Below are 21,870 nucleotides of genomic sequence, written 5' to 3' on the forward strand. Positions count from 1 at the left end.
GTGCATTCTTTGTCAGTTTATCTGCGTTCTTTTCAGTTCTTCGCCCTTTTTATGCTGCTAATCGTGGCGGCAATCCTTCATCTGAAGCTCGGTGCGCGTCAGCTTGACTGGAGCGTGGTCTGGCAAGCATTTGTCGCCTATGTTCCGTCAGACCCATTGCATAATATCGTGATGGAAATGCGTATGCCTCGTTTGATCAGTGCTGTCATCGTCGGTGCAACCCTCGGTCTTGCAGGCGCTTTAATGCAGGGGGTCAGTGAAAACCCGCTTGCAGATCCGGGGCTGATGGGGGTGAACAGTGGTGCTGCCTTCTTTGTCGTTTTCGGTTTGCTTGTGCTCCCTGGTAATACGCTTGCCATGATACCGCTTCTCGCCTTTGCGGGGGCGATTGTTGCCGCAGCGATCGTTCTTCTGAACAGCGGATCGGACCCCAACCCGGTTCGCCTCGTTTTATCCGGTGTGATGGTTGCGGCCCTGTTTAGTGCTCTGACCTCTATGATTCTTTTGCTCGACCAGCAGGGGCTTGAAACTTTGCGGCGCTGGCTTGTTGGCTCGCTTGCTTTTGACAGTTCAGTGGCCCGCTGGCAGACTTTTCCATTCATCCTTCTCGCTGGATGCATTGCAGTAGCGAACATTCCCGCACTTAATCTCCACCGATTGGGATCGCAGTCGGCGGCGCTGATGGGCCTGAATGTATTGCGGATGCGGCTTTCATCACTTCTGGCGATCGTGCTTCTGGCCGGATCATCTGTTGCAATAGCTGGTCCTATTGGCTTTGTCGGTCTTATTGCTCCGCATATTGGGCGTATTTTCTTCGGTAATGACTATCGTTTCCTCGTCCCCGCAGCGCCTCTGATTGGTGTACTGCTGATTGTTACTGGTGACATCGTATCACGCACGGCATTAAGTCCATTGGAGATCAATACAGGTATTGTGACTGCCATCGTTGGCGGCCCTATTTTCATCGCTCTTGTTCTGGGGAGAGTGAAATAATGGCAGTGCAAAACCATGTCATCAATCACACCCGCAATCGGTTTTCTCATGGCCGGATTATTCTGATTGCTGCCACTGTGTTTCTTGCCATAACCGCGATATTGGCAATAACGCTGGGCAGCTATCCTGTTACACTGACAGAAATTACTAAGGCGGTCATAGCGCCCCAAAGCACTGACAGTATTTTGCGTAGTATCGTGTTCGACACGCGCCTGCCACGCATATTGCTCGCCATTTTTTCTGGTATGGCGATGGCTCTTGCCGGAGTGATATTGCAGGTACTGACACGCAATTCACTGGCGGCACCCGGATTGGTGGGGGTTGAGGCAGGAGCTGGCATCACTGTTCTGACTGCGCTCATTCTCTGGCCATCTGCGCTGGCTGTTGAGCTTTATCCGCTTGCGGCTTTGCTTGGTGGATTGCTGGTTGCATTGTTTGTTATCGCTCTTGCCTGGAACAAAGGGGTCTCGCCCTTGCGCCTCATTCTGGTGGGTGTTGGTGTAACAGCAATACTCAGTGCATTAGCAGACCTGCTTATCACCTACGGACAGATCGAACATGTTGAATCGGCTTTGCTCTGGCTTGCAGGCAGCTTGCACAGGGCAGGGTGGGAAAATGTGCGGGGGCAATTTTTTTGGCTACTTCTTTCCGGTGTTCCCATATTGTTGTTTTCCCGCCAGTTTGACTTGTTTCAGCTTGGTAATGCAGTTGCAGCAAGTCGTGGCTTGAATGTTACTCGTTTCCAGATCATCGCACTTTTGCTGAGCGTGATGCTCACCGCTTCTGCGGTTGCGAACGTTGGTACAATGAGCTTTATTGGGCTTTTGGCCCCTCATGCTGCAAGGCTTCTAGTAGGGGAAAGGCATAGATTGCTTTTGCCTCTGTCTGCATTGATTGGCGCAAGTATTGTGCTTGTCAGTGACACAATAGGCCGAACTGTTTTTGCTCCACTTCAGATTCCGGCGGGACTTGTGGTTGCAGTGATTGGCGCGCCGTACCTTCTTTATCTGCTGTCGCGAAAAGGAACGACCCGATGACCAGAATAGCGTCAGCTTTGTTTATTCTTATATGCAGTTTCGGCTTTGTGGTTAGTGCTCATGCAGAGGAAACAAGAACATTTACCAATCGTTTCGGCTCGGTTGAGGTGCCAGTTTACCCACGCTGTGTGGTGTCATTGCACGATTTTAGTCTGACAACGCAGTTGCTGGAATTAGGGGTTGTGCCTTGTGGTTCATCTGGCCGCAAGCGCTTGCTTGCGGATACAATTTATAGGGGTGCATCGCAGAGATACGATACGTCAGAAATCCAGTATATCGGAACACATCAGGCTCCTGATATGGAAACAATTGCGGCATTGAAGCCAGACTTGATCGTAGGGTTATCTTATCACGCAGCGCTTCGCGATAAGCTTTCAGCAATTGCGCCCGTTGTGCTGCTGCCTTTACGTGAAGAAGGCATATTAACCTATTCAGAGCAATTGGCTGATTTGGTTGGTAAAGGTCATCGCTATGATGAATTGCATCGGGAATATCAGGATATAGTCAGCGAATTCGGAAGGCGCGTAGAGAATCCCGCTTCAATCACAGTTACGCCGATGGAGATTTATCGCGACGGTTTCAGGATTATCGGGCGTGGTGGCATGGAACAGGTGATAAAGGACTTTGGCCTTGGTCACGTTCCCGCTTATGAGAATAGCGCAAGCGATATACCCTATAGCTTAGAACGCCTTTCCGACTTTGACAGTGATATCATCATCGACACTTACGAAGAAATGCTGGATGAAGAGGCGGAAATGCGCGCCTTCCGGTCGACTGTCCAGTGGCGCAATCTGTTTGCTGTTCGCAATCGTCAATTTTTGTATTTTAATCGCAGTCGCTACGGCGAGACGATGGAAGGCCTGATTGGTTCTGCGACTTTGCTTCTATCGCACATCTGCGAGCGGGAGATTCTTCGGCAGAAGCCTTAATAGGTTGTCAGGTCAACGGCGTAATTGAAACTGCACTCCAGCGTTCAACCTGATCCCTATTGCCGTCTGGCCCTAGCGTGCTGCAGCGTGTGTTGACGTCAAACTGAGCCAGCCTCAACTGGATGAGTAGCTGTCGAGATTGAGTTGAGGCAATAATCTCAGCTTCAATTTCATTTGCGTTTCCTGCTCTGCGCTCAAGAACAACTTTCTCCTCTGGCCCAATATCATTCCAGAATGAAAGCGCGGCGTGCTCGGCGACCTGTTCTAAGGCGTCGAGTTCCGGATTGCCTCTGTACGCTGGCAGGAATGGAACACCTTTGCTAAGACAGGACAGGAAATCGGCAACGTCCTTTGGTTCGAGACGTCCATATCTGGCGCGGTGTGGCAAAACGAGCAGCGACGCGGCAAAGCGACATCCGCCGATATGCGTTGACTGTAGAACCCGGAAAACCGTCGGGTCGGCCTGATCACGCAGCGCTTTCCAGGTAGCAAAGCCATAACGTGCGCAGCAAGGGTCCTGCTTTCCATCTGTACAGCACAGGATGGTAATGCGCTTATCGCGCTCTCCGCAGAGTTTACCTCCTGAGGCCAGAGCCAGCAATTGCTGTGTCATAGTGTCAGGCGTGGCTGTGCGTAGAATAATGTTGTCGCATGAGAGAGCGATTTCATCCCCCTCCACGAGCGCCACATGTATACCAGCCTGATTAGCCGTTATCATTGCCTGAGAAAGTGCATGTGGCATGCCAAACGCATTCGTTCTTGGAACACGCCAGTGGCGTCGCGGCCAATGAAGGAGTGTGTATCGTCGGGCGGTCCCACCAGCTCCCAGCATAGGCTCACCCCGCTCCAGGCAGATGTCACGACAGAATTTGTGAGAACTCATTTTTAGCCAAGTTGTAAAAGCCCTCTCACGGCAAAGGGGCTTGTAATTCAGAACACACGATTTACCTTTTTATACACGGTCATTGTGCTTTGTCGCAACGATGAACTAACAGTCTTTCGTAAAACGGCTGATACGAGGTACAAATTTCTGACTGGCACTCTGAAAATGAGGGCCGTGTGGATATTCTGAGCTCATAGCAGATACTTGTGTCGGCATAAGGTCGGGATCACAGTTATTGGATTTTCGCATCTATTAGATAGGCTGTTTGCATCTGGTTCAGGTTATGGTATGAATTATTCATACCATGCTTGATGTGATCATAAAGAAAAGTAGAATGGCCAACATCGAAAAACGCACGATTAGCCTGCTTAGTGAGCAGGCAGCTTTCATCGAGTCTAAAGTCAGGAATGGGGATTACGCCTCAGTCAGTGAGGTTGTTCGTGCTGGCATCCGAGCATTAAGAGAGCGTGATGAAGTGATTGAACGCTGGCTACATAATGAAGTTGCTGGATCTTACGATGCGATGAAATCAGATCCAGCCCGTGCGATAACCGTCGATTCTGCCTTTGCGTCAGTTCGTAATCGGCATGCTGAACGCGTGAAAGGTCGCAAGTGATCCGCAGATCCGTCGTCTTATCTCCGGAGGCGGAAACAGATCTGGTGGCTCTTTATGATTGGATAGCCGAAAGAGCATCGCCTGATACCGCACTTGGATATATTGATAGGCTCGAGAACTATATTCGTGACTTGGAATATGCTTCTGAACGAGGCGCTTTGCACAACGATATACGAGAAGGGCTGAGAACCGTTGGCTTTGAACGTAGGATAACGATCGCGTTCAATGTCACTGCGCAAGAAGTTATTGTTCTTGGCTTATTTTATGGCGGCCAAAATTGGCAGGAAGCCTTATCTCAACACTGAAATCGTAATTGTGGTTCTTGGTTCCAAATCTAAATCAGAAACTTCCCACCAGATTTGCACCACGTACTATTTTTTCCTCTGTACTTAAAGATTAAAAATTACTAAATAATAAATAAAGAAATGCCGATTATATCACCGTACTGAATGAGAAATGGGGCTCGTTGTTTTGAATAATTGGCATATCAGCCTTCTGCTTTTAATGGCTCCGCTGCTAATTTCGTGCACTTCAACGGGAACTGCTAGCATCAGTAACGGCAAACGGGTGGTTACACTGGAGGATGCGTTCGTTCTCCCAGCAAATTATTCCGTTGTTGGTGTTGTCGAAGATCGGGCACGTAATGGCGTTACGCAAAAAATTACACTGAGTACGAACTCCAAGCTGGCGGGCGAAAACTACTTCTACGTTCAGTTTTTGGGTCCGACAGGTGCGCGCACGGAAAATACGATTTCATATGCTGCGATTACAGACGGCCGGATAGCAAGAGAGTTGCGCACTGAGATGGGTGGTATCGTAATGTCTCGCTCCCCATTCTATGTTCAAAATAATTACGGCTCGTTTAGCTATGCAACAGGTAAGGCGCCGGGTGGCGACAATTGCATTTATGCGTGGCAACAAATTCAATCGCCGGAGCATAATCAAAACTTTTTCCAGAACAGAGGGCGTATCAATTTGCGCTTGCGTCTTTGTGAGACGGGTTCAGATGTCGATAAGCTATTGTCGGCGATGTATGGCTTCACCATCAACGCAACGAACCAGGCTAATTCCTGGAACCCTTATGGTGAGCCTGCTTCTCCATCGCCCGATCTTGGACGACCCGGCAATCCGGTTTTTCCGCCGACTGTGAAAAGCGAACTTGCCGGACCGTTTCCAGCATCAGATCTTAACAGCAGTCTTTTGAATAAAGCTGAGGCAACGTTCGAAAATGCGGCGCAAAATGACCAGCAAGAGCGCCGCCCTCCAAATCCATCATCGAATAGTGCAAGCCAGGAGAGTGTGGTGCCGCGTCGTGTGCTGCCAGCACCCGTTAAAGCGACCAGTTCAAATACGGTTATTGTGCCGCCTCCGCCCGCCTCTAGTCAGAGCTCTGACGTCTTGAGACTGCAGTCGTCGAGCAATGGAGGAGCAAAAAATGAAGCAATACAAGTTCCATCTCCCTGCTCTTTGATAAAGTCTCCGAGATCAAACGGTAAGGAAAGTGAAGCAAATAATTTCTGCAATTAGCGGTCCCTCACTATTCGAATAATAGGTTAAAGAAAGAATACACTATGCCGAATTTGGGGATTTTAATTTGTTGGATTCTTTCAGCCGTCGGCGTGCTGTTTTTTTGCTTCATACCTATAAATCTTGCAACGCAGCTTTCTCTTGGTATTAGTGTTCTGGTCCTCGTTGCAGTTCTGAAGCATTTCAGGATTGGCGGACCATGGCGGCTTGTTGTTGTCGGTCTTTGTAGTGCTGTAGTGTTGCGATATGTTTATTGGAGAACCACGCAAACCATTCCTCCTGTAAGCCAGTTACAGAATTTTATACCGGGGATTTTGCTTTATATGGCGGAACTCTACAGCGTGATGATGCTGGCCCTTTCCGTCTTTGTCGTTTCACTTCCCCGTACATCGCCTGATAGTATCGATCTGGCTGAAGAAGACATGCCGTCGGTTGATGTGTTCATCCCTTCTTATAACGAAGATGCAAACCTTCTTGCCAACACAATCGCCGCAGCCGTTAATATGGATTACCCAGCGGACAAGCTCGCAATCTGGCTGCTGGATGATGGTGGCACAGATCAAAAATGCGGGTCATCAGATTTGTTAGAGAGCCGTCGCGCAACAGAACGTCGCGCAACGTTAAAAGCGCTATGCGCGGACTTCGGTATTAATTATTTGACACGCGCACGAAACGAACATGCAAAAGCGGGTAACCTGAATAATGGCCTTGCGCATTCAAAAGGCGAACTCATAGCCGTTTTTGATGCGGATCATGCACCAGCTCGGAATTTTTTGACGCAAACCGTGGGTTACTTTGTACAAAACCGTAAATTGTTTCTCGTGCAGACCCCTCATTTCTTCATCAATCCTGATCCTGTTGAACGAAATCTTCGTACTTTTAATCAGATGCCAAGTGAAAATGAGATGTTTTATGGCATGATTCAACGTGGCCTCGATAAGTGGAATGCGGCGTTTTTCTGTGGCTCCGCTGCGTTGTTAAGCCGTGAAGCACTTTCCACAACAGATGGATTTAGCGGTGTTAGTATTACCGAGGATTGTGAGACTGCCGTTAACTTGCATGCTCAAGGCTGGGAAAGTGTCTATATTGATCGCCCGCTGATCGCTGGCCTGCAACCAGCAACCTTCGCGAGCTTTATCGGGCAGAGAAGCCGTTGGGCTCAAGGAATGATGCAAATTCTTCGATACCGCTTCCCGCCATTTCTGCCTGGATTAGCATTACCTCAGCGGCTTTGTTATATGTCATCGACGCTATTCTGGCTCTTCCCATTTGCTCGAATGACATTTCTTGTTGCCCCACTGTTTTATCTGTTTTTTGATCTCCAGATTTTTGTTGCCTCAGGAGGCGAATTTCTTGCCTACACGTTGATCTATCTATTTATCAATTTGTTGCTTCAAAACTATCTTTATGGAAATTATCGCTGGCCGTGGATCTCCGAGCTTTATGAATATGTGCAGTCCGTACATTTGTTTCCGGCGATCATATCGGTTCTGCTTAATCCCAAAAAGCCTACATTTAATGTGACGGCCAAAGATGAATCCATAACAGTCAGCCGACTGTCTGAAATATCACGGCCATTTTTTATAATATTCATCGTTTTGGTGATCGCGTTGCTTTACGCGGCATATCGCGTATATACAGAACCCTACAAAGCCGATGTTTTGATTGTTGTGGGCGGATGGACGCTGCTTAATCTGATCATGGCCGGATGTGCATTGGGCGTTGTTTCAGAGCGGGGTGAGTGGTCATCTACCGTGCGCGTAAAGGTGACACGACGAAGTTCCCTCCTGATCAATGGAGAGTGGAATACAGCCACGATTGATGATGTTTCTGTAAACGGAATGCATTTGACTGTTTATGCGACAGACGCAAAAGCGCTCAGCGTTGGACAACGCACGTCGGCCCGCTTCCAGACGCTTGCAACTATGGACAGCGACGAACTCCCAATTGAAGTCAGAAATGTGAAACTGGAGGGAGACCTTTTGTCTGTGGGTTGCCTTTTTAAACCCACTACCGCTGATCATCACAGATTGGTAGCCGACCTGATTTTTGCAAATTCGGAGCGCTGGAAAGAAATACAACAAGAACGGAGAACCAATCCGGGTGTGTTGCGTGCGACACTATGGTTTCTCAGCCTTTCAATTTATCAAACGGGCAGAGGACTTGCTTATTTCCTAGGGCTGAACCAGTACTCTAAAAGCAGCAGAGCGAAAGCACAGGCAAAAAAGGTAGGTAAGGCATGACAGTCTTTCTACTCCAAAAAAAGCCGGTTATTAGCAAGTTTAGATTGGGCGCGGTGATTGTCAGTGGGGCGGTCGTATCACTTGCTTCAACCTGTTCGTATGCACAAGCGCCTTTCAGTATGACGCCGGAAGGCGCACAGGAAAGCATTCCTGTCATCCAGCAACCAACAGTAGCGCCGCCTTCAGCAGTTCCGTCGGCAGCCAATTTGCGTAAATGGCAACGATACCTCATACCAACGAACCAATTATCCTTAAGGGGTGAGCAGTTCGCACGTAGTTGGAACATATCCCTCTCCGAGGCGGAAGCCAGTTCGGCAGCGACATTAAGCATTGGCTATCAAAATGCGATCCTGGTTGCACCAGAGAACTCATTCTTCACTGTCACACTGAACAATACAGAAGTATTGAAGCAGGCCATTCGATCATCTGATCAGGTTGCCGATGCAACTATTGCCGTTCCGGCCAAATTACTCAGAGCCGGCAATAATACGATAACCTTAAGCGCTCATCAGAGGCATCGGACGGATTGTTCTGTTCAGTCAACATACGAGCTTTGGACCAATATCGATTCCACCCGGACATTTTTGACGTTCGACTTGAGTGCTGAGTCTGACAATATTTCTGGCAGCTTGCGTGACATTAATGATCATATTTCAACCATAGGCGTTAACGCGAAAGGTGAAACACACTTCAACATTATCGCTCCGGGTTCAAATAATAGCGAAAATGGCAATAGCCTCATGCGGCTCTCACAAGCCTTAGCTATATTGGGGGGTATGCCCAATCAGAGCTTTTCCGTGGAAAAGTTTCTTTTTTCAGACGTTCAAGATGCAAGTCTTCATCGTTCTGGAGAACTAACAGTTTTGTTGGGAACCTATGACGAGCTCAAAACTGCGGCGCAAACCCTGGGTATTCAGTTTGATACCAAAGTCCCGGAAAGTGTTGAGTTTTTAACTGATCCTTCCGGGCGCAGAGTTTTATTAATTGCGGGTGCCAACTGGCAACGGGTAAAGCAGAGCATAGATCGGATTGCCGAGTTAACAGATCGTCCGGCTGATGTGTTAAGAACTGAATTGAACACGCAAAACTGGCATTTGCCTGAAGCGCCAATGGTCAGAGATAAAACAACTCTGACATTTTCAGAGCTTGGGATACCTACTCAACAATTTGATGGTCGCAGGTTTAGTAACGAATTTATTTTTGCTATTCCTGCGGATTTCTATGCAAACTCTTACGGCAATGCGACCATTCACATGGACGCAGCATATTCATCGGAAGTGTTGCCAGGCAGCCGGATTGATATTTACGTCAATGATAATATTGCGACGACGATACCGATTACGACCACTGGCGGTGGCGTCATGCGGCAATTGCCAATCAATATCTCGATGCGCAATTTCCGCCCTGGCGTAAATACAGTCGTCGTAGAAGCTGCTCTCTTAACCAATCAGGATAAAGTGTGCGCGCCTGGTGTGACAACATCACAGAGTTCACCACGCTTTGCACTTTTTGATTCATCGACATTTAGCGTCCCGACATTCGCCCGGATCGGTCAAACCCCAAATCTCGCTGCAATGGCTGGAATGGCTTATCCTTATAATTACTCACGTGAGACGCTTCCGTTAGTCGCAAACTTTAACGATTTTAACGTCATGGCGGCGTCCGCCACAATTTTGGGCAATCTTGCCAGCGCAGCAGGTCGGCCATTCGATATTACCACAAGTATCACGGATGATCGACTTTTATCAAACAACGCGCTTTTTGTTGGTAATATCAATAGCTTTCCTGACACAGTATTATCAAGCGTTGGGCTTAATCCTGAGGCAAAAAGCTCGTGGAGCGATGACGATTCAGAGGTTCTATTACCCGATAGTAAGAACTTGACTCTCAATGATTGGCAGCGATTGCATCAATCTAGTTGGGTGAGTAATCTGCAAAATATTTATTCCAGTCTGCGCACAACGTTTAATATTTCGAATGAACTGCGTTTGTTCCCGGGAGAAACAACGCAATATACGCCGTCGAGAGAAATTTCGGGCGTTATGGCACAAGGTCCAAGCCCGTCTTCAAATGGAGCATGGACCGTATTTACGGCACCTGATAGCGCCATGCTAAGAACAACTGCGCAAACGCTTACGCAACAGGAAAATTGGACCGAAAGTCAGGGCAGAATTACGGTCTATAACAGGGTGAATACTGCCGTTGAAACCATGCCGGTTCAGAATTTTTCTTTCATTCCCACGCAGCCTTTTTCAATATCGAACTGGCGCCTCATCGCCACCAACTGGCTATCAAGCAACGCATTATCCTATGTTCTGTTAATGATAGCGATTTTTGTGGCACTCGGTCTGACAACATCTGCTTTGGTTTCACGTTCGGGGAGACGTGATGATGAGTAATGGCAGCCGGTTTTCGATGATTGTTAGTCAATGGAAGTACATTACTGCTACGGTGGCCGTAATATTGTTATTCGGTATTCCTGTTTGGAATTCTCACGCCCAAGATGTTACCAAAGCCCCTATGACCATCAACGCAAACGAGTGGAAACTTTACACTGAAAAGTTCCTAAGCCCTGAAGGTCGTATCATTGATGATGCGAATGGCAACATAAGCCACAGCGAAGGACAGGGTTATGGCTTGCTTCTGGCTGTTCTGGCTGGGCGACAGGATGATTTTGAACTCATCTGGACATTCACTAAAACAGAGCTGTTGATACGAAATGACGGTCTGTCCGCTTGGAAATGGGATCCTGGTGTCCGTCCGCATATTGTTGATACGAACAACGCATCGGACGGAGATATCTTGATAGCCTATGCGCTCACCTTGGCTGGCAGAAAATGGCCAAATACTGAATATCTTACTTATGCGCACACCATCGCCAATACATTGTTGGCGAAGCAAATCGTTGTTTACAATGGTGAAACGATACTTCTGCCCGCCATTCGGGGATTTTCACAGGATGACAGGAAAGATGGACCGATCATCAATCTTTCTTATTGGGTGTTTGAAGCGTTTCCGGTGCTAAACGAAGTTGCGCCTTCGCCGAAATGGAATGCTCTAGTATTGAGTGGCCTTAAACTGCTGTCGCTAAGCCGTTTCGGCTCTGTTAAACTCCCTTCTGACTGGATTAGTCTTGGGGAGAAGCCGATGCCTGCAAATGGATTTCCGCCAGAATTTAGTTACAATAATGTTCGGATACCACTTTATCTCGCACGTGCCGGCAATGGAGCTGACCAGCTTACGGTCGATTTAAACGCAGCGATGACTCAAAAAAATGGTGATGTCCGTTTGGTCAATGTTCAAACAGGTGCGACCGTAACCTCGTTAAGTGAACCGGGCTATAGGATTTTGAACGAACTGGTTTCATGTGCAAAATCCGGACAAAAAATATCGGCAGCACTTAAAGAATTTCAGCCCACACATTACTATCCGTCAACTCTACACCTTCTTTCACTCGCTTATATCAAAGAAGTTTACCCGCGATGCCTATGAAAAATATTCTTATCAGTGTTTTGCTAGGGTCGGTTGCCGTCGGCAGTTATTATTTATTTTTTAAAAACAATGATCCTATGTCTGATTTGCAGTTAGGCATTGCCAATCAAGCACCTTCTCCAGTTTCAATTCGTGCAAGCCAAACAGCTACTCAAGTTGACACTACTTCCGATGTCGATGAAAGCGCGCTGCGTTATTTTGCAACGCGAGGTGATAAAGTTCGCATGCAAGCCGAGATCACCCGATTGAAGTCATTGCATCCAGACTGGGTTCCGCCAGAGGATCCTACAGCACCAGCGAAAGTCTCTGACAACAAACTTGATGAACTTTGGTTGTTGTATTCCAAAGGCGAATACAGCGCGCTGCGCAAAGCGATTGCTTCGCGAAAGAGTAGTGAACCTGATTGGGTTGTGCCAGATGATCTTTTAAAGGCTCTCGACCAAAGTGAGAATAGAGAACGTCTTATCAATGCATCGAACAATGCTCAGTATGAGATGGTCATCAATCTTGCGGCGGGTTCGCCAGAAATGCTTACTTGCAATGAGGTGGACATCCTTTGGAGATTATCCGAAGCCTTTGCCAAGGTTGACAAAGGTAATCGAGCGCTCGACGGTTATCTCTACATTATAAATAATTGCTCTGATCCCAATGTTCGTACTGGTACGATACAAAAGGCACTGACAAATCTCTCTTATGATGAAATGCAAAAGCTTTTGGAGGTTGAAAGGCGCTCACCAGATGGACAGCGTGAATTTGCCGGGCTCGAGAAAGATATAGCGCGTCATTTCGTTGGTTTGGCTGCTCTCGATAAAGATCTGGTAATAGATCCTTCCAATATTTCAGCACTCGAAAACATCCCGGACAGTGAAACTCTGGGCTCTGATGCAGAGATGCTCGGTTGGTATTATATGCGCCGTGATGAGCCGACAAAGGCTGAAAAATGGTTTGATTTGGCCAATAAAAAGCAAGCGACGGTTACATCTGCCCAAGGAATGGCGCTTGTCTTAAATGCGCGCAAAGATTATTCGGCAGCAGAGGATTTGATGTATCCGTGGCATGATAAGTCGCCCGATGCAACGCTGGTTTATTTTGATTCTGCGGCGAACTTGCTCTCAAGTGATCCACCCAATCGAATGCCTGAGACTATTAGTCCGCAAGTATTGACGCGTATTGCAAATGCTACGGTTGCGGAAAAAAATATTACGACAGCAGAACAACTTGGTTGGTATGCGCGGGCAATGCAACAAGATTTGACCGCAGTTCAATGGTTCCAGACTGCTCTTTCGTGGGATCCGTCAAATGAACCCGCTGCCTATGGATTGGCTTTAGGTCTGCTGTCGATAGATGACGAAAATCAGTTGCGGCAAGTAAAACAAAACTGGAACTCCAAGTCCGCCCGCATTCGGGAGGTTGGCGATAGCAGACAGAATAGCAGCCGTTCTTCTCGGGGGCAGAGCTCAAGGCCAAGTAACGCGACCGCTTCTCGAACTGTCAGGAGTAATTCATACAACCCGGCGGATCGTGCAGCGCAGCCGAGATCAGCGGGATCAGGAAATGCGCGATCCTGTGCTCACGCTCTGGAAGGGCCGATGCCCACTGGCGGGAATGCAGTTTCTCATGGCTGGTGTCTGATGGAACTCAATCGTCCACTCGATGCTGTAAGAAGCTTTGAATCTGCGCTGATGACTGGATCTGCTTCCCAACGTTCGGAAGCGGCCTATGGCCAGGCGCTGGCTTATTTGCGTGCAGGTCTTGTTGATAAAGCCGCCGTATCAGCCACTAAGGCACCGTTAAGCCCTCAACGTCAGAAGGAACTGCGCGTTTCAATATTATCAGATAAAGCCGTTGCTGCTTATCAAGCTGGCAACTTTCGTGATGTCCTTTCTATACTCGAGCAACGCGCTCAATTGGCAGCGCCTCGAAAGGATCTGATGGGTCTTCAAGCCGCGGCCTATTTGAAACTTCGTCGTTATGATGATGCGAGGGTAATTTATGAGGCATTGGCTGCCACCGGTGATCGCGAGGGAATAAGAGGAATGGCTGCAATCAGAGATATTCAGGGAAGATAATTTGTCGAATCTTCTTCTTTCGACAAATTATAACTTTGTTAATAAGTGTAAACGAATTGCTAATATTGCAGTAATTGGTTAGCTATTAACCATGTTGAGCACTATTCGAATAGGCAGGTGATTCATAGTCCGCTCAACTTGAGATTGAAGTTGTTTTTTTGGATTGTGTTTGATGGCGGCGGAAAAACGAAAGCGATTAAATTCGGCATGTGCTAAGAGCTTAATCCTTAGCTTTTTCTGTTTTAATTCAATTGCACTCCATACTAATGCCGCTTCCTCCGCAGAGCCGTTTCAGCTGCTGGAAACCGACAATATTCCTCTTTCTCCCGTCGATGAACCAGGGATTAAGGGGTTTCAAATGCTCTCGAGCGATGTTCAAAACGGCCGTGATCTCGTATTTAAAAATGGGGAAACAGCAGGTCAGCTCGAAATTACAAATAATGTTGCTGATAGGACGACATTTCTCGACCAAAGTTCTGGCGGCGAGGCTACTATTATCAATAATTCTGGAGGCGAAACGTGGTTTTCGGACCAGTCCACGGCTTCAAACGCATTTATTACTGTGAACACGGATGCAAAATTATCGTTTGACCAACAGAGTTCCGCGGCAGATTCCCGAATAACCAATAATGAGGCGGGGCTGGTTACGTTTTCCGATGAGACCTCAGCCGGTGATTCTGTAATAACGAACAATGGAACAGTTAGTTTTAATGGCAGTTCGTCTGCAGACAATTCTCTGATTACCAATAACTCTTCTGGTGATATGGCGTTTCGCGATAACGCAGATGCGGGGCGTCGCAACATAACAAATAATGGCCAGATTGATTTTTATGACCAGAGCTCTGCTGGTCAGGGTCTTATTGTCAATAACGAGTCTGGCAATATAAATTTCTATGGGTCGTCTACAACGAATTCATCCGATCTCAACAATAGTGGTTCACTTGTTCTCAGCGATCATTCGTCAGCAAGCCAATCCTCTATTGTGAACAATGAGACGGGGACTATTCGCTTAGATGGCAGTGCAACAGCCGGCAGCGCGAATATAAACAATAGTGGCACAATCGCATTTAGCGATGAGAGCAGCGCTGGTAGTGCACGTCTGTTTAATAACGAGAAATCTTCCATAAGTTTCGATAACAAATCAAACGCTGGAAGCAGTTTTATCATTAATGCTGGCGACCTTGCGTTTTCGGGCACATCATCAGCGGGGAGTTCCTCGATCCTTATAAGTGGAGGCGGAACAGCGCGCTTTATTGGCCAGTCCACAGGCGGAACCTCAGACATTCACATTGATCAAAATGGGGCTTTGGATGTTTCCCAGCTTGATAATCAGCAACTATCTATCGACTCTCTCGTCAGTGCAGGTAATGTCAATTTAGGGAGAACTACGCTAACAGCAGATCAAAAGATCGCACTCAATGATACGTCGCATATTAGTCTCGTTCTCGGTTATGGACGATTGATCGCTGAAGACTTGGAACTCCAAGGTGGCACTCTCGACTTAAAACGTGCCGATGATTTGCTTTATGAAATTAACAAGACATACGGCATCTTTTACGCTCCGACATATAGCGGGTCCGCGTTCAGCGAGGTGTTAAGCCACGATTTTGTGTTTGTCACGCCGTTGGTGGATTCAAATACGGTTATTCTTACGCGTAACGATATTCGTTTTGATAGCGTTTCAAATACACCCAATCAAACCGCGGTGGCAGGCGCGATCGAATATCTTAACCCAGACAATTTGGTATATCGCTCAATTATCAGCGGTTCTGAAACCGATGCGAGTCGGAGTTTTGACTTTCTTTCAGGCGAAGTGCATTCAAGCATTATAACAGCTTTATCTGACAGCAGTTTGTATTTTCGCGATGAAGTATTTAACCGCGCTTTGCATGGCTTTAGAGGAACTGAAACGCGTTCAGAACAGCTTCAGTTTTGGCTGTCTGCCAGAGGCGTGAATGCCAAAACGAACGGTTCAGAAGCGATTGCAGGCGCCAAATCAAATGGCTACGGTATCAACGCTGGTATTGCCTATGATTTTACAGATCATTTATCCGCCGGTATCGTAGGTGATTATCAAGATACTTCGCTAAAGATTTCCGACCGCGCAAGTGCCGCAGATATTAACACATGGGGGGCGGGTTTATTCTTGCAGTGGCAGCAGAACGGCTTCAATGTCGGCGTTGGTGCAGCATATCAATATCATTCAATCCAAACGCAACGATTGTTAAACCTGAATGCATTGACGGGTACATTGAGTGCTGATTATAACGCATATACCACTCAGTATTTTACCAAAGCTGGTTATACATTCGACGCGGGGATTATGGATGTCCAGCCGTATCTGGCTTTGAGTTATTCATCGACGGAAATTGATGGTTTTCGGGAAAGTGGCCTTTTGGATGCAGCCCTTTCCGGATCATCATTGTCTATAAACAATACTACGGGAACGCTGGGCATCCAGACCAACGCCTCTTATTCTATCAATCAGAGATATAGTCTAAATACACGGCTAAATGCTGCCTGGAATAAGGAGTGGGGTGATCGCAATACCCGCCGCGAACTTTCATTTGCGCCGGAATATCCTTTCTACGTTTTTGGAACTTCTTCCAACGATGAATATTTGCTTATGAGATTGCAGATTGGTCTGGTTAATTTAGAGCGGTTCTCAATGAATCTTACATATACGGGAGTTTTCGGAAACGAAACAGACTCAACAACATACGCCACAAATGCTGTATTGAAATTCTAGTGTATGCCTGTTGAAGGCACTGTTACCTAACCTACGTGTAAACATTAGTGGCGATAACTGGCTATGATCGAACCTCGTTCTTCGCTTTACCATCGGCATCGTTATCCCGCTGAGATTATTGCAGAGGCGGTGTGGTTGTATCTCCGATTTCCATTGATGGGGAAGACCGTCCCGCTCTAACCCGGTTCGTCGTATGATGAATAGCCAACTCAAACAGGAGCCATTGATATGATTGCCAGCACAATCGGCCTTGATCTGGTCAAGCATAACTTTCACGTCCATACGGTGGATGCCGCGGGTTTAGTGATTAAAACCGCTGCGCTCCGGCGAAGTGGACTTGCCCTGATTTAGTGGAGAGTTTCTGTCACTAATTTCCGGTTCATGGTCTCGGACTGGATCGGGGATTTATATCCGAGTGCAGAATGTCTTCGCACAGGATTATAGAAGCCGTCAATGTATTCGCCAATGGCCTTGATCGCGTAATTTCTGGTCTGGAATACAGTGCGCCAGATCAGTTCCGACTTGATCGTCTTGAAGACGGTTTCGACCATGGCATTATCATAACAATTTCCTTTACCGTTCATGGATGGAAGCATGCTGTGCGCTTTGAGGATTTTGCGATACTCATAACTGGCATATTGGCTCCTCTTGTCCGAGTGCTGTATCAGCCCGGGCTTTGGTTGCCGGATAGCAATAGCCTTCTTCAAAGCACAAATAGCCAAATCCTTCTTCATCCGATCCCGCGCTTCCCAGCCGATGATGCGACGAGAATAAAGATTGACAACGATTGCCAGATATAGCCAGCCTTCAGCAGTCCATATGTAACTGATGTCGACACCCCATTTCTGATTGGGTTCGTCGCAAGTGAAGCCCTGATCCAGAAGATTGGGAGCGACAGGCTCATCATGATTGCTGTCGGTCGTGCGTTTGAAGCGCGTTTTCTGCCAGGCTTTAAGGCCGTTTTCACGCATCAGTCGCGCCGTGCGGTGACGTCCTACCCGAATACCTTCTTCGCTCAGTTCGACATGCATACGAGGGCTGCCATAGATTGGTTATGTCGCAAATTTATCATGATGTTAGAAGCGGCCAGATCTTCAGACGCAATTATGCTGCGAGCTCCGCAAAGACTTTAAATGGCGAGCGGTTGTCATTTGCGAACTGCTTCTTACGGATCATATGCGCCACTTCTATGCCCGCGATTGTCGCTGCGGCTGAATGAAACGCCTTAAAGCCCATCATCGGTTTGGTAATTCGCTTGATAAACCGGTGATCCTGCTCAAGGATGTTGTTGAGATATTTAACCTGCAGGATTTCAATCATTTTGCTGTGACCGGTGATTTTCAGGATTGTGTTTACAGCTTGTGCTCCGGCCAGATTGGCTCCGCTTTTATCAATGACAATTTTGTCTGGAACACCGTTGGCTGCGATGGCTTTCTTGAAGAAACGCCGTGCTGCAGCCAGATTCCGGCGTTCGGAGAGCATGAAATCCAGTGTTTGGCCATCTCGGTCAACGGCTCGGTACAGATAGGTCCATTGACCACGAACCTTGATATAGGTCTCGTCAACACGCCAGGAACGGGCCGTGGGTCGCTTGCGCGATTGCGCCTGGGCAGCGATCAGCGGTGAGTACCGGACAACCCATCGGTTCAAGGTCGCATGATCCACAGCAATGCCGCGTTCTGCCAGAATTTCCTGAAGGTCACGATAGGAAACCGGGTAACGCACGTAAAAGAAGACTGCATGCAGGATGATACTTTTTGGAAAATGGGTACCTTTGAAAGCGACCGTCATTCGCGTTCGCCTCACTCAATTATGCGCACTGACGCTCACATAGCTCAGCAGAAGTGAAAATTTTGCGACAGAATCCATACGTTGCAATCGGCTTGCCCCGTTAGTTCCTTCGAGGGGTTGTTCGATTAAGGGTATTCCAGATCAGCGAAACCCTTCAGGCGCGCATCGCGATTACCCGGTGTTAGACTGAACCAAATCATCCTCACTTTGGCAACTATATTGGATTTAGGAATAAACCCGGATGAGAAGCGGCTATCAAATGCGTTATCTCGGTTGTCTCCTAATAGGAAATATTGGTCCGGAGGAACGAAAAACTCTACAGTGTTGTCCCCGACTGCTTTTGCTTGGAGTCTGACAACTATGTGGCTTTCGTTTCTGGCGGAAAATATTCTCGGAAGAAAGTGCAAGGGTCTTCCTGATCAGTTAAGCTTTTCGGGGAGGTGATATGCGGGAGCCCATTGAGTGGCTCTAATTCGAAGCGGAGCATCGTTTATATAAACGATGCCACTATTCACCCTTACCCGGTCTCCAGGCAGCCCAATCACGCGCCGAATATAAGGGACTACGTCACCGTCGCTTTTTGCGTGATATGTGATGAAGTCACCAAGAGCAATAGTCTCGTTTTCCGTGTATGAACTCGCACCAATTAGATCGCCAGGCATCAGTGTCGGGTACATGCTGCTACTAGCAATATAGTGATTGAAAACCTCGGCAGATGCTTTGAGTGGAAGAATGATCGTGCCTAACGCTAAAAGTAGTCGAACTGACATCAATCCCTCCTTATTACAGGGTAATTGCACAAAGCGAGAGCGAGGGGTAGAACCCGCTCTCTTGTTTAACTGCTTCCCTATTTCCGCACAACACAAGCGGTTAGATTGATATCGAAAAACTAGCGCAAGTGCATCATGCCTTTGATAAGGGTATGCCGCCGAGCGCCTTTTGCCGTTCTTTCCTTGACTGGTTATCAGGTAAAAGCGTTCAAGGTTCAGTTCGCAATTGTTATTTGAATCATAGATAAGTCGGTATTTTAACGGTTGTCGTTAACTTATTTTGACTTTTATCATGTCGGCCACTCTTTCGGCTATCATGATCGTGGGTATATTGGTATTTGCGCAGGGGATTACGGGCATTAGGGACGCATCGCAAACGCGAAGTCCGTCAATGCCGTGAACTTTGCCGCATGCGTCGGTGACGGAAAGTGGATCATCCGCAGCGCCCATGCGGCATGTGCCTGAAGGGTGCCATGTACCGCCAACATGCTGACGCACGAAACTGGTGAGTTCCGCGTCATCTTCCAAGAGCGATTTAATACTGATACCCGATGTAATGACAGTATGAACGAGTACTGTTCGCAACGGTCCTGCCGCATCCAGGATGGCAGACAGAGTGCCACGCTGAAATGCATTCCATGTTCCGGGCGTGGCAACGTTTGCCACGCGAGGCGTGTAGCTTGAGGGGAAAACCGTGCCAGCAAACTCGCGCATATTTGGATCAGATAGAATTGTGGAGCCTTTTCGAACGGCATCCTTTAAGCGCTTTAGATCACGCTCGTCGTTTAACATACGAAAATCGACATCTGGTTCTGCGTATGCATCTGATGCTGAGAGCGAAACGGCTCCACGTGAATAGGATTTATTGACCCAGAAGAATAGGCTGCCAATGCGATTGCCGACAGAATGCCATCCAGAGCGTGCAAGAATTGCCGCATGCATATCACCGGATGGCGTGCCGGGGAGGTTCGACGAGTAGCGCCAGATCGCCTGCTCATGGTGTTCCAGTGCATCGCGGTTGCGCGCCGTTGGCGGCAAATATGCAGCCACCGCGATGGAAGGATGTTCCATGAGGTTTTGACCAACGCCAGCTAGCGCGTGAACTACGGGGATTTCAAGGCTCTTAAGGTGCTGACCGGGGCCAATACCGGAACGCATTAGCAAAGCGGGTGAGTGAATTGCACCTGACGAAATGATGACTTCATTTGCATCGAGTTTAATATCGCCAGTGTTTCGGTTATTACTTCTGATAATCGCGCCGGTAGCTCTTTTTTCGTCAAACGTGACCTTTACGGCTGTAAAGCCAGTCATAATTTTTAGATTGGTTCGCTTACGAACCTCGTCGGTAAGGTAAGCGACAGACGTGGGAAGCCGTTCCCCATTATCACTGACGGCGATAGCTCCTCGATAGGTCCCATCGCGCCATTCGCCATTCTGATCCTCGCCAATCGGCCAACCATTTTTGTCTATTGTGTGCATCACCCGATCAACGAATGGCGATATGCTTTTATCGTCGATGCGACGGATTGAAATTGGTCCATCATGCCCATGCAGAGGTCCAGAAAAATCACGATCCGCTTCAATTTTACGAAAATAGGGCAGGCAGTTTTCCCAATTCCACCCCTGAGCGCCGAGCCTCTCCCATTCGTCATAATCCGTAGGTGCGCCACGATTGGCCATCAGCGCGTTAATGGCTGAACCACCGCCGAGAATTTTAGCCTGTTCATAACGGCGTGAAGTGCGACTATCGTGGTTCTGACCAGAGCCACCCATACGGGCTTTAAGTTTCACCCAGATGTTGTTTGTGTCGAGATAAGCGCGTCCCGGATAACGGCTGCGAATGGCATCGGGCATATCAACTGCGCTGATGTCCCGGCCTGCCTCGACAAGTATCACGCGCCGGTTTGGATCTTCCGACAGCCGAGCGGCCAGAACGCAACCCGCAGAACCGCCGCCGAGTATGAGGTGATCGGCAATCATGCTGCTACATGCTCCTTGCGCTGGCGGCCACTACTTAAGGCTGCGAGCATGACAACGATAAAGGATACAGCGGTCAGGAGAGAACTGATCGATGCAATGGTCGGATCAATCTCGTCACGAAGTGCTGTGAACATACGCTTTGTCAGCGTCTGATATTGTCCCCCGGAAATAAACAACGACACAACAGTTTCGTCGATAGCTGAAATGAATGCGAACAATAAGCCTGAAATAACGCTCGGTTTGATTTGTGGCAGCGTGACCGCAAAGAAGGCTCGAAAACGGTTCATACCGAGGCTACGGGCCACCATTTCTTGTGTGGGGTCGAATTTGCGCAAGCCCACCAAAACTGACGTGACTACATAAGGGAGGCCGAGCATCACATTGGCGAGGATGAGACCTGAAAGGGTTGCCAGCAATCCGACCTTTGCAAATACAAAGAACACCCCGACCGCAGTGATGACAATCGGCACAACAAGCGGCAGCAATAAAACTACTTGCATGCTGCGGACAAGCCGGGAGGATGTGAGATTGAGCGCGTAGGCTGCGGCAGTGCCGATGATCGTGGAAAGAATTGCACTCGCTATCGCAACGATCAAACTAATTTTTGTTGCCTGCATCCATGCGCTGCTAGCGAGATAGGCCTCATACCAGCGAAACGACCAGCTTGGCGGCGGAAAAGTCAGAAATCGTGTTCCTGAAAAAGACATGGGTACAATAATCAGGATCGGGATGATGAGCCAGATTAGGATGAGCGAAACGACAGTGATGAGGATTGCGCGGGAAACTGACAT

15 protein-coding genes and 3 pseudogenes are annotated in these 21,870 nt (G+C 48.0%); 12 read left to right on the plus strand and 6 right to left on the minus strand.

What is annotated here, in order from left to right:
- From RI570_RS18685 to RI570_RS18695, 3 genes are read left to right on the plus strand one after another with little or no spacing between them, the layout of a single operon-like run.
- Positions 1–993, plus strand: coding sequence for an iron ABC transporter permease (locus RI570_RS18685; protein ID WP_313830236.1), 993 nt, complete (start codon positions 1–3; stop codon positions 991–993).
- Complete coding sequence (locus RI570_RS18690) at positions 993–2,030, plus strand: iron ABC transporter permease (protein WP_313830237.1); 1,038 nt, start codon at positions 993–995, stop codon at positions 2,028–2,030. Before RI570_RS18685 ends, RI570_RS18690 begins: the two co-directional genes overlap by 1 nt.
- A complete protein-coding gene (locus tag RI570_RS18695; RefSeq protein ID WP_313830238.1) occupies positions 2,027–2,959 on the plus strand; it encodes an ABC transporter substrate-binding protein in 933 nt (310 codons plus the stop codon). Before RI570_RS18690 ends, RI570_RS18695 begins: the two co-directional genes overlap by 4 nt.
- Before the next feature lie 7 nt (positions 2,960–2,966).
- On the opposite strand, the gene RI570_RS18700 is transcribed toward RI570_RS18695, so the two are convergent.
- Positions 2,967–3,701 carry a sucrase ferredoxin gene (locus RI570_RS18700; protein ID WP_313830239.1) on the minus strand — a complete coding sequence of 245 codons (735 nt, stop codon included), beginning with the start codon at positions 3,699–3,701 and terminating at the stop codon, positions 2,967–2,969.
- Positions 3,702–4,176: 475 nt separating this feature from the next.
- Here RI570_RS18700 and RI570_RS18705 point away from each other — a divergent pair, with 475 nt between their 5' ends.
- The 9 genes and pseudogenes from RI570_RS18705 to RI570_RS18745 all read left to right on the plus strand — a co-directional run.
- The gene (locus tag RI570_RS18705) at positions 4,177–4,458 is read left to right on the plus strand and encodes a type II toxin-antitoxin system ParD family antitoxin (RefSeq protein WP_313830240.1); all 282 of its coding nucleotides are present in this window, start codon (positions 4,177–4,179) and stop codon (positions 4,456–4,458) included.
- On the plus strand, positions 4,455–4,763 hold the full coding sequence (locus RI570_RS18710; protein ID WP_313830242.1) for a type II toxin-antitoxin system RelE/ParE family toxin: 309 nt from the start codon (positions 4,455–4,457) through the stop codon (positions 4,761–4,763). Before RI570_RS18705 ends, RI570_RS18710 begins: the two co-directional genes overlap by 4 nt.
- Before the next feature lie 151 nt (positions 4,764–4,914).
- A complete protein-coding gene (bcsN, locus tag RI570_RS18715) occupies positions 4,915–5,985 on the plus strand; it encodes a cellulose biosynthesis protein BcsN (protein ID WP_313830243.1) in 1,071 nt (356 codons plus the stop codon).
- 44 nt (positions 5,986–6,029) lie between these two features.
- Entirely contained in the window at positions 6,030–8,228 is a 2,199-nt protein-coding gene (bcsA, locus tag RI570_RS18720; protein ID WP_313830244.1) for a UDP-forming cellulose synthase catalytic subunit, read from the plus strand.
- Positions 8,225–10,627 carry a cellulose biosynthesis cyclic di-GMP-binding regulatory protein BcsB gene (locus RI570_RS18725; RefSeq protein WP_313830245.1) on the plus strand — a complete coding sequence of 801 codons (2,403 nt, stop codon included), beginning with the start codon at positions 8,225–8,227 and terminating at the stop codon, positions 10,625–10,627. The genes bcsA and RI570_RS18725 overlap by 4 nt, the downstream gene beginning before the upstream one ends.
- Positions 10,617–11,720: a glycosyl hydrolase family 8 gene (locus RI570_RS18730; protein WP_313830246.1), complete on the plus strand. Its 1,104-nt coding sequence runs from the start codon at positions 10,617–10,619 to the stop codon at positions 11,718–11,720. Before RI570_RS18725 ends, RI570_RS18730 begins: the two co-directional genes overlap by 11 nt.
- A complete protein-coding gene (locus RI570_RS18735; RefSeq protein WP_313830248.1) occupies positions 11,717–13,789 on the plus strand; it encodes a cellulose synthase in 2,073 nt (690 codons plus the stop codon). The genes RI570_RS18730 and RI570_RS18735 overlap by 4 nt, the downstream gene beginning before the upstream one ends.
- Before the next feature lie 172 nt (positions 13,790–13,961).
- Positions 13,962–16,538, plus strand: a complete 2,577-nt coding sequence (locus RI570_RS18740; protein ID WP_313830249.1) for an autotransporter domain-containing protein — start codon at positions 13,962–13,964, stop codon at positions 16,536–16,538.
- Positions 16,539–16,601: 63 nt separating this feature from the next.
- Positions 16,602–16,694, plus strand: a pseudogene (locus RI570_RS18745) (IS6 family transposase); the annotation flags it as partial.
- A 191-nt stretch (positions 16,695–16,885) separates the two neighbouring features.
- On the opposite strand, the pseudogene RI570_RS18750 reads toward RI570_RS18745, so the two are convergent.
- The 5 genes and pseudogenes from RI570_RS18750 to RI570_RS18765 form a co-directional block, all read right to left on the minus strand.
- Positions 16,886–17,584 (minus strand): annotated as a pseudogene (locus RI570_RS18750) (IS3 family transposase); the annotation flags it as partial.
- Positions 17,585–17,642: 58 nt separating this feature from the next.
- Positions 17,643–18,329, minus strand: coding sequence for an IS6 family transposase (locus RI570_RS18755; RefSeq protein ID WP_138787150.1), 687 nt, complete (start codon positions 18,327–18,329; stop codon positions 17,643–17,645).
- A 125-nt stretch (positions 18,330–18,454) separates the two neighbouring features.
- Positions 18,455–19,099, minus strand: a pseudogene (gene lepB / locus RI570_RS21720) (signal peptidase I).
- Positions 19,100–19,369: 270 nt separating this feature from the next.
- Positions 19,370–21,079, minus strand: coding sequence for a GMC family oxidoreductase N-terminal domain-containing protein (locus tag RI570_RS18760; protein ID WP_313830251.1), 1,710 nt, complete (start codon positions 21,077–21,079; stop codon positions 19,370–19,372).
- Positions 21,076–21,870, minus strand: coding sequence for an ABC transporter permease (locus tag RI570_RS18765; RefSeq protein ID WP_313830252.1), 795 nt, complete (start codon positions 21,868–21,870; stop codon positions 21,076–21,078). The genes RI570_RS18760 and RI570_RS18765 overlap by 4 nt, the downstream gene beginning before the upstream one ends.

Origin of the sequence: Brucella pseudogrignonensis (assembly GCF_032190615.1) — a bacterium.
Classification (GTDB): Bacteria; Pseudomonadota; Alphaproteobacteria; order Rhizobiales; family Rhizobiaceae; genus Brucella; species Brucella pseudogrignonensis_B.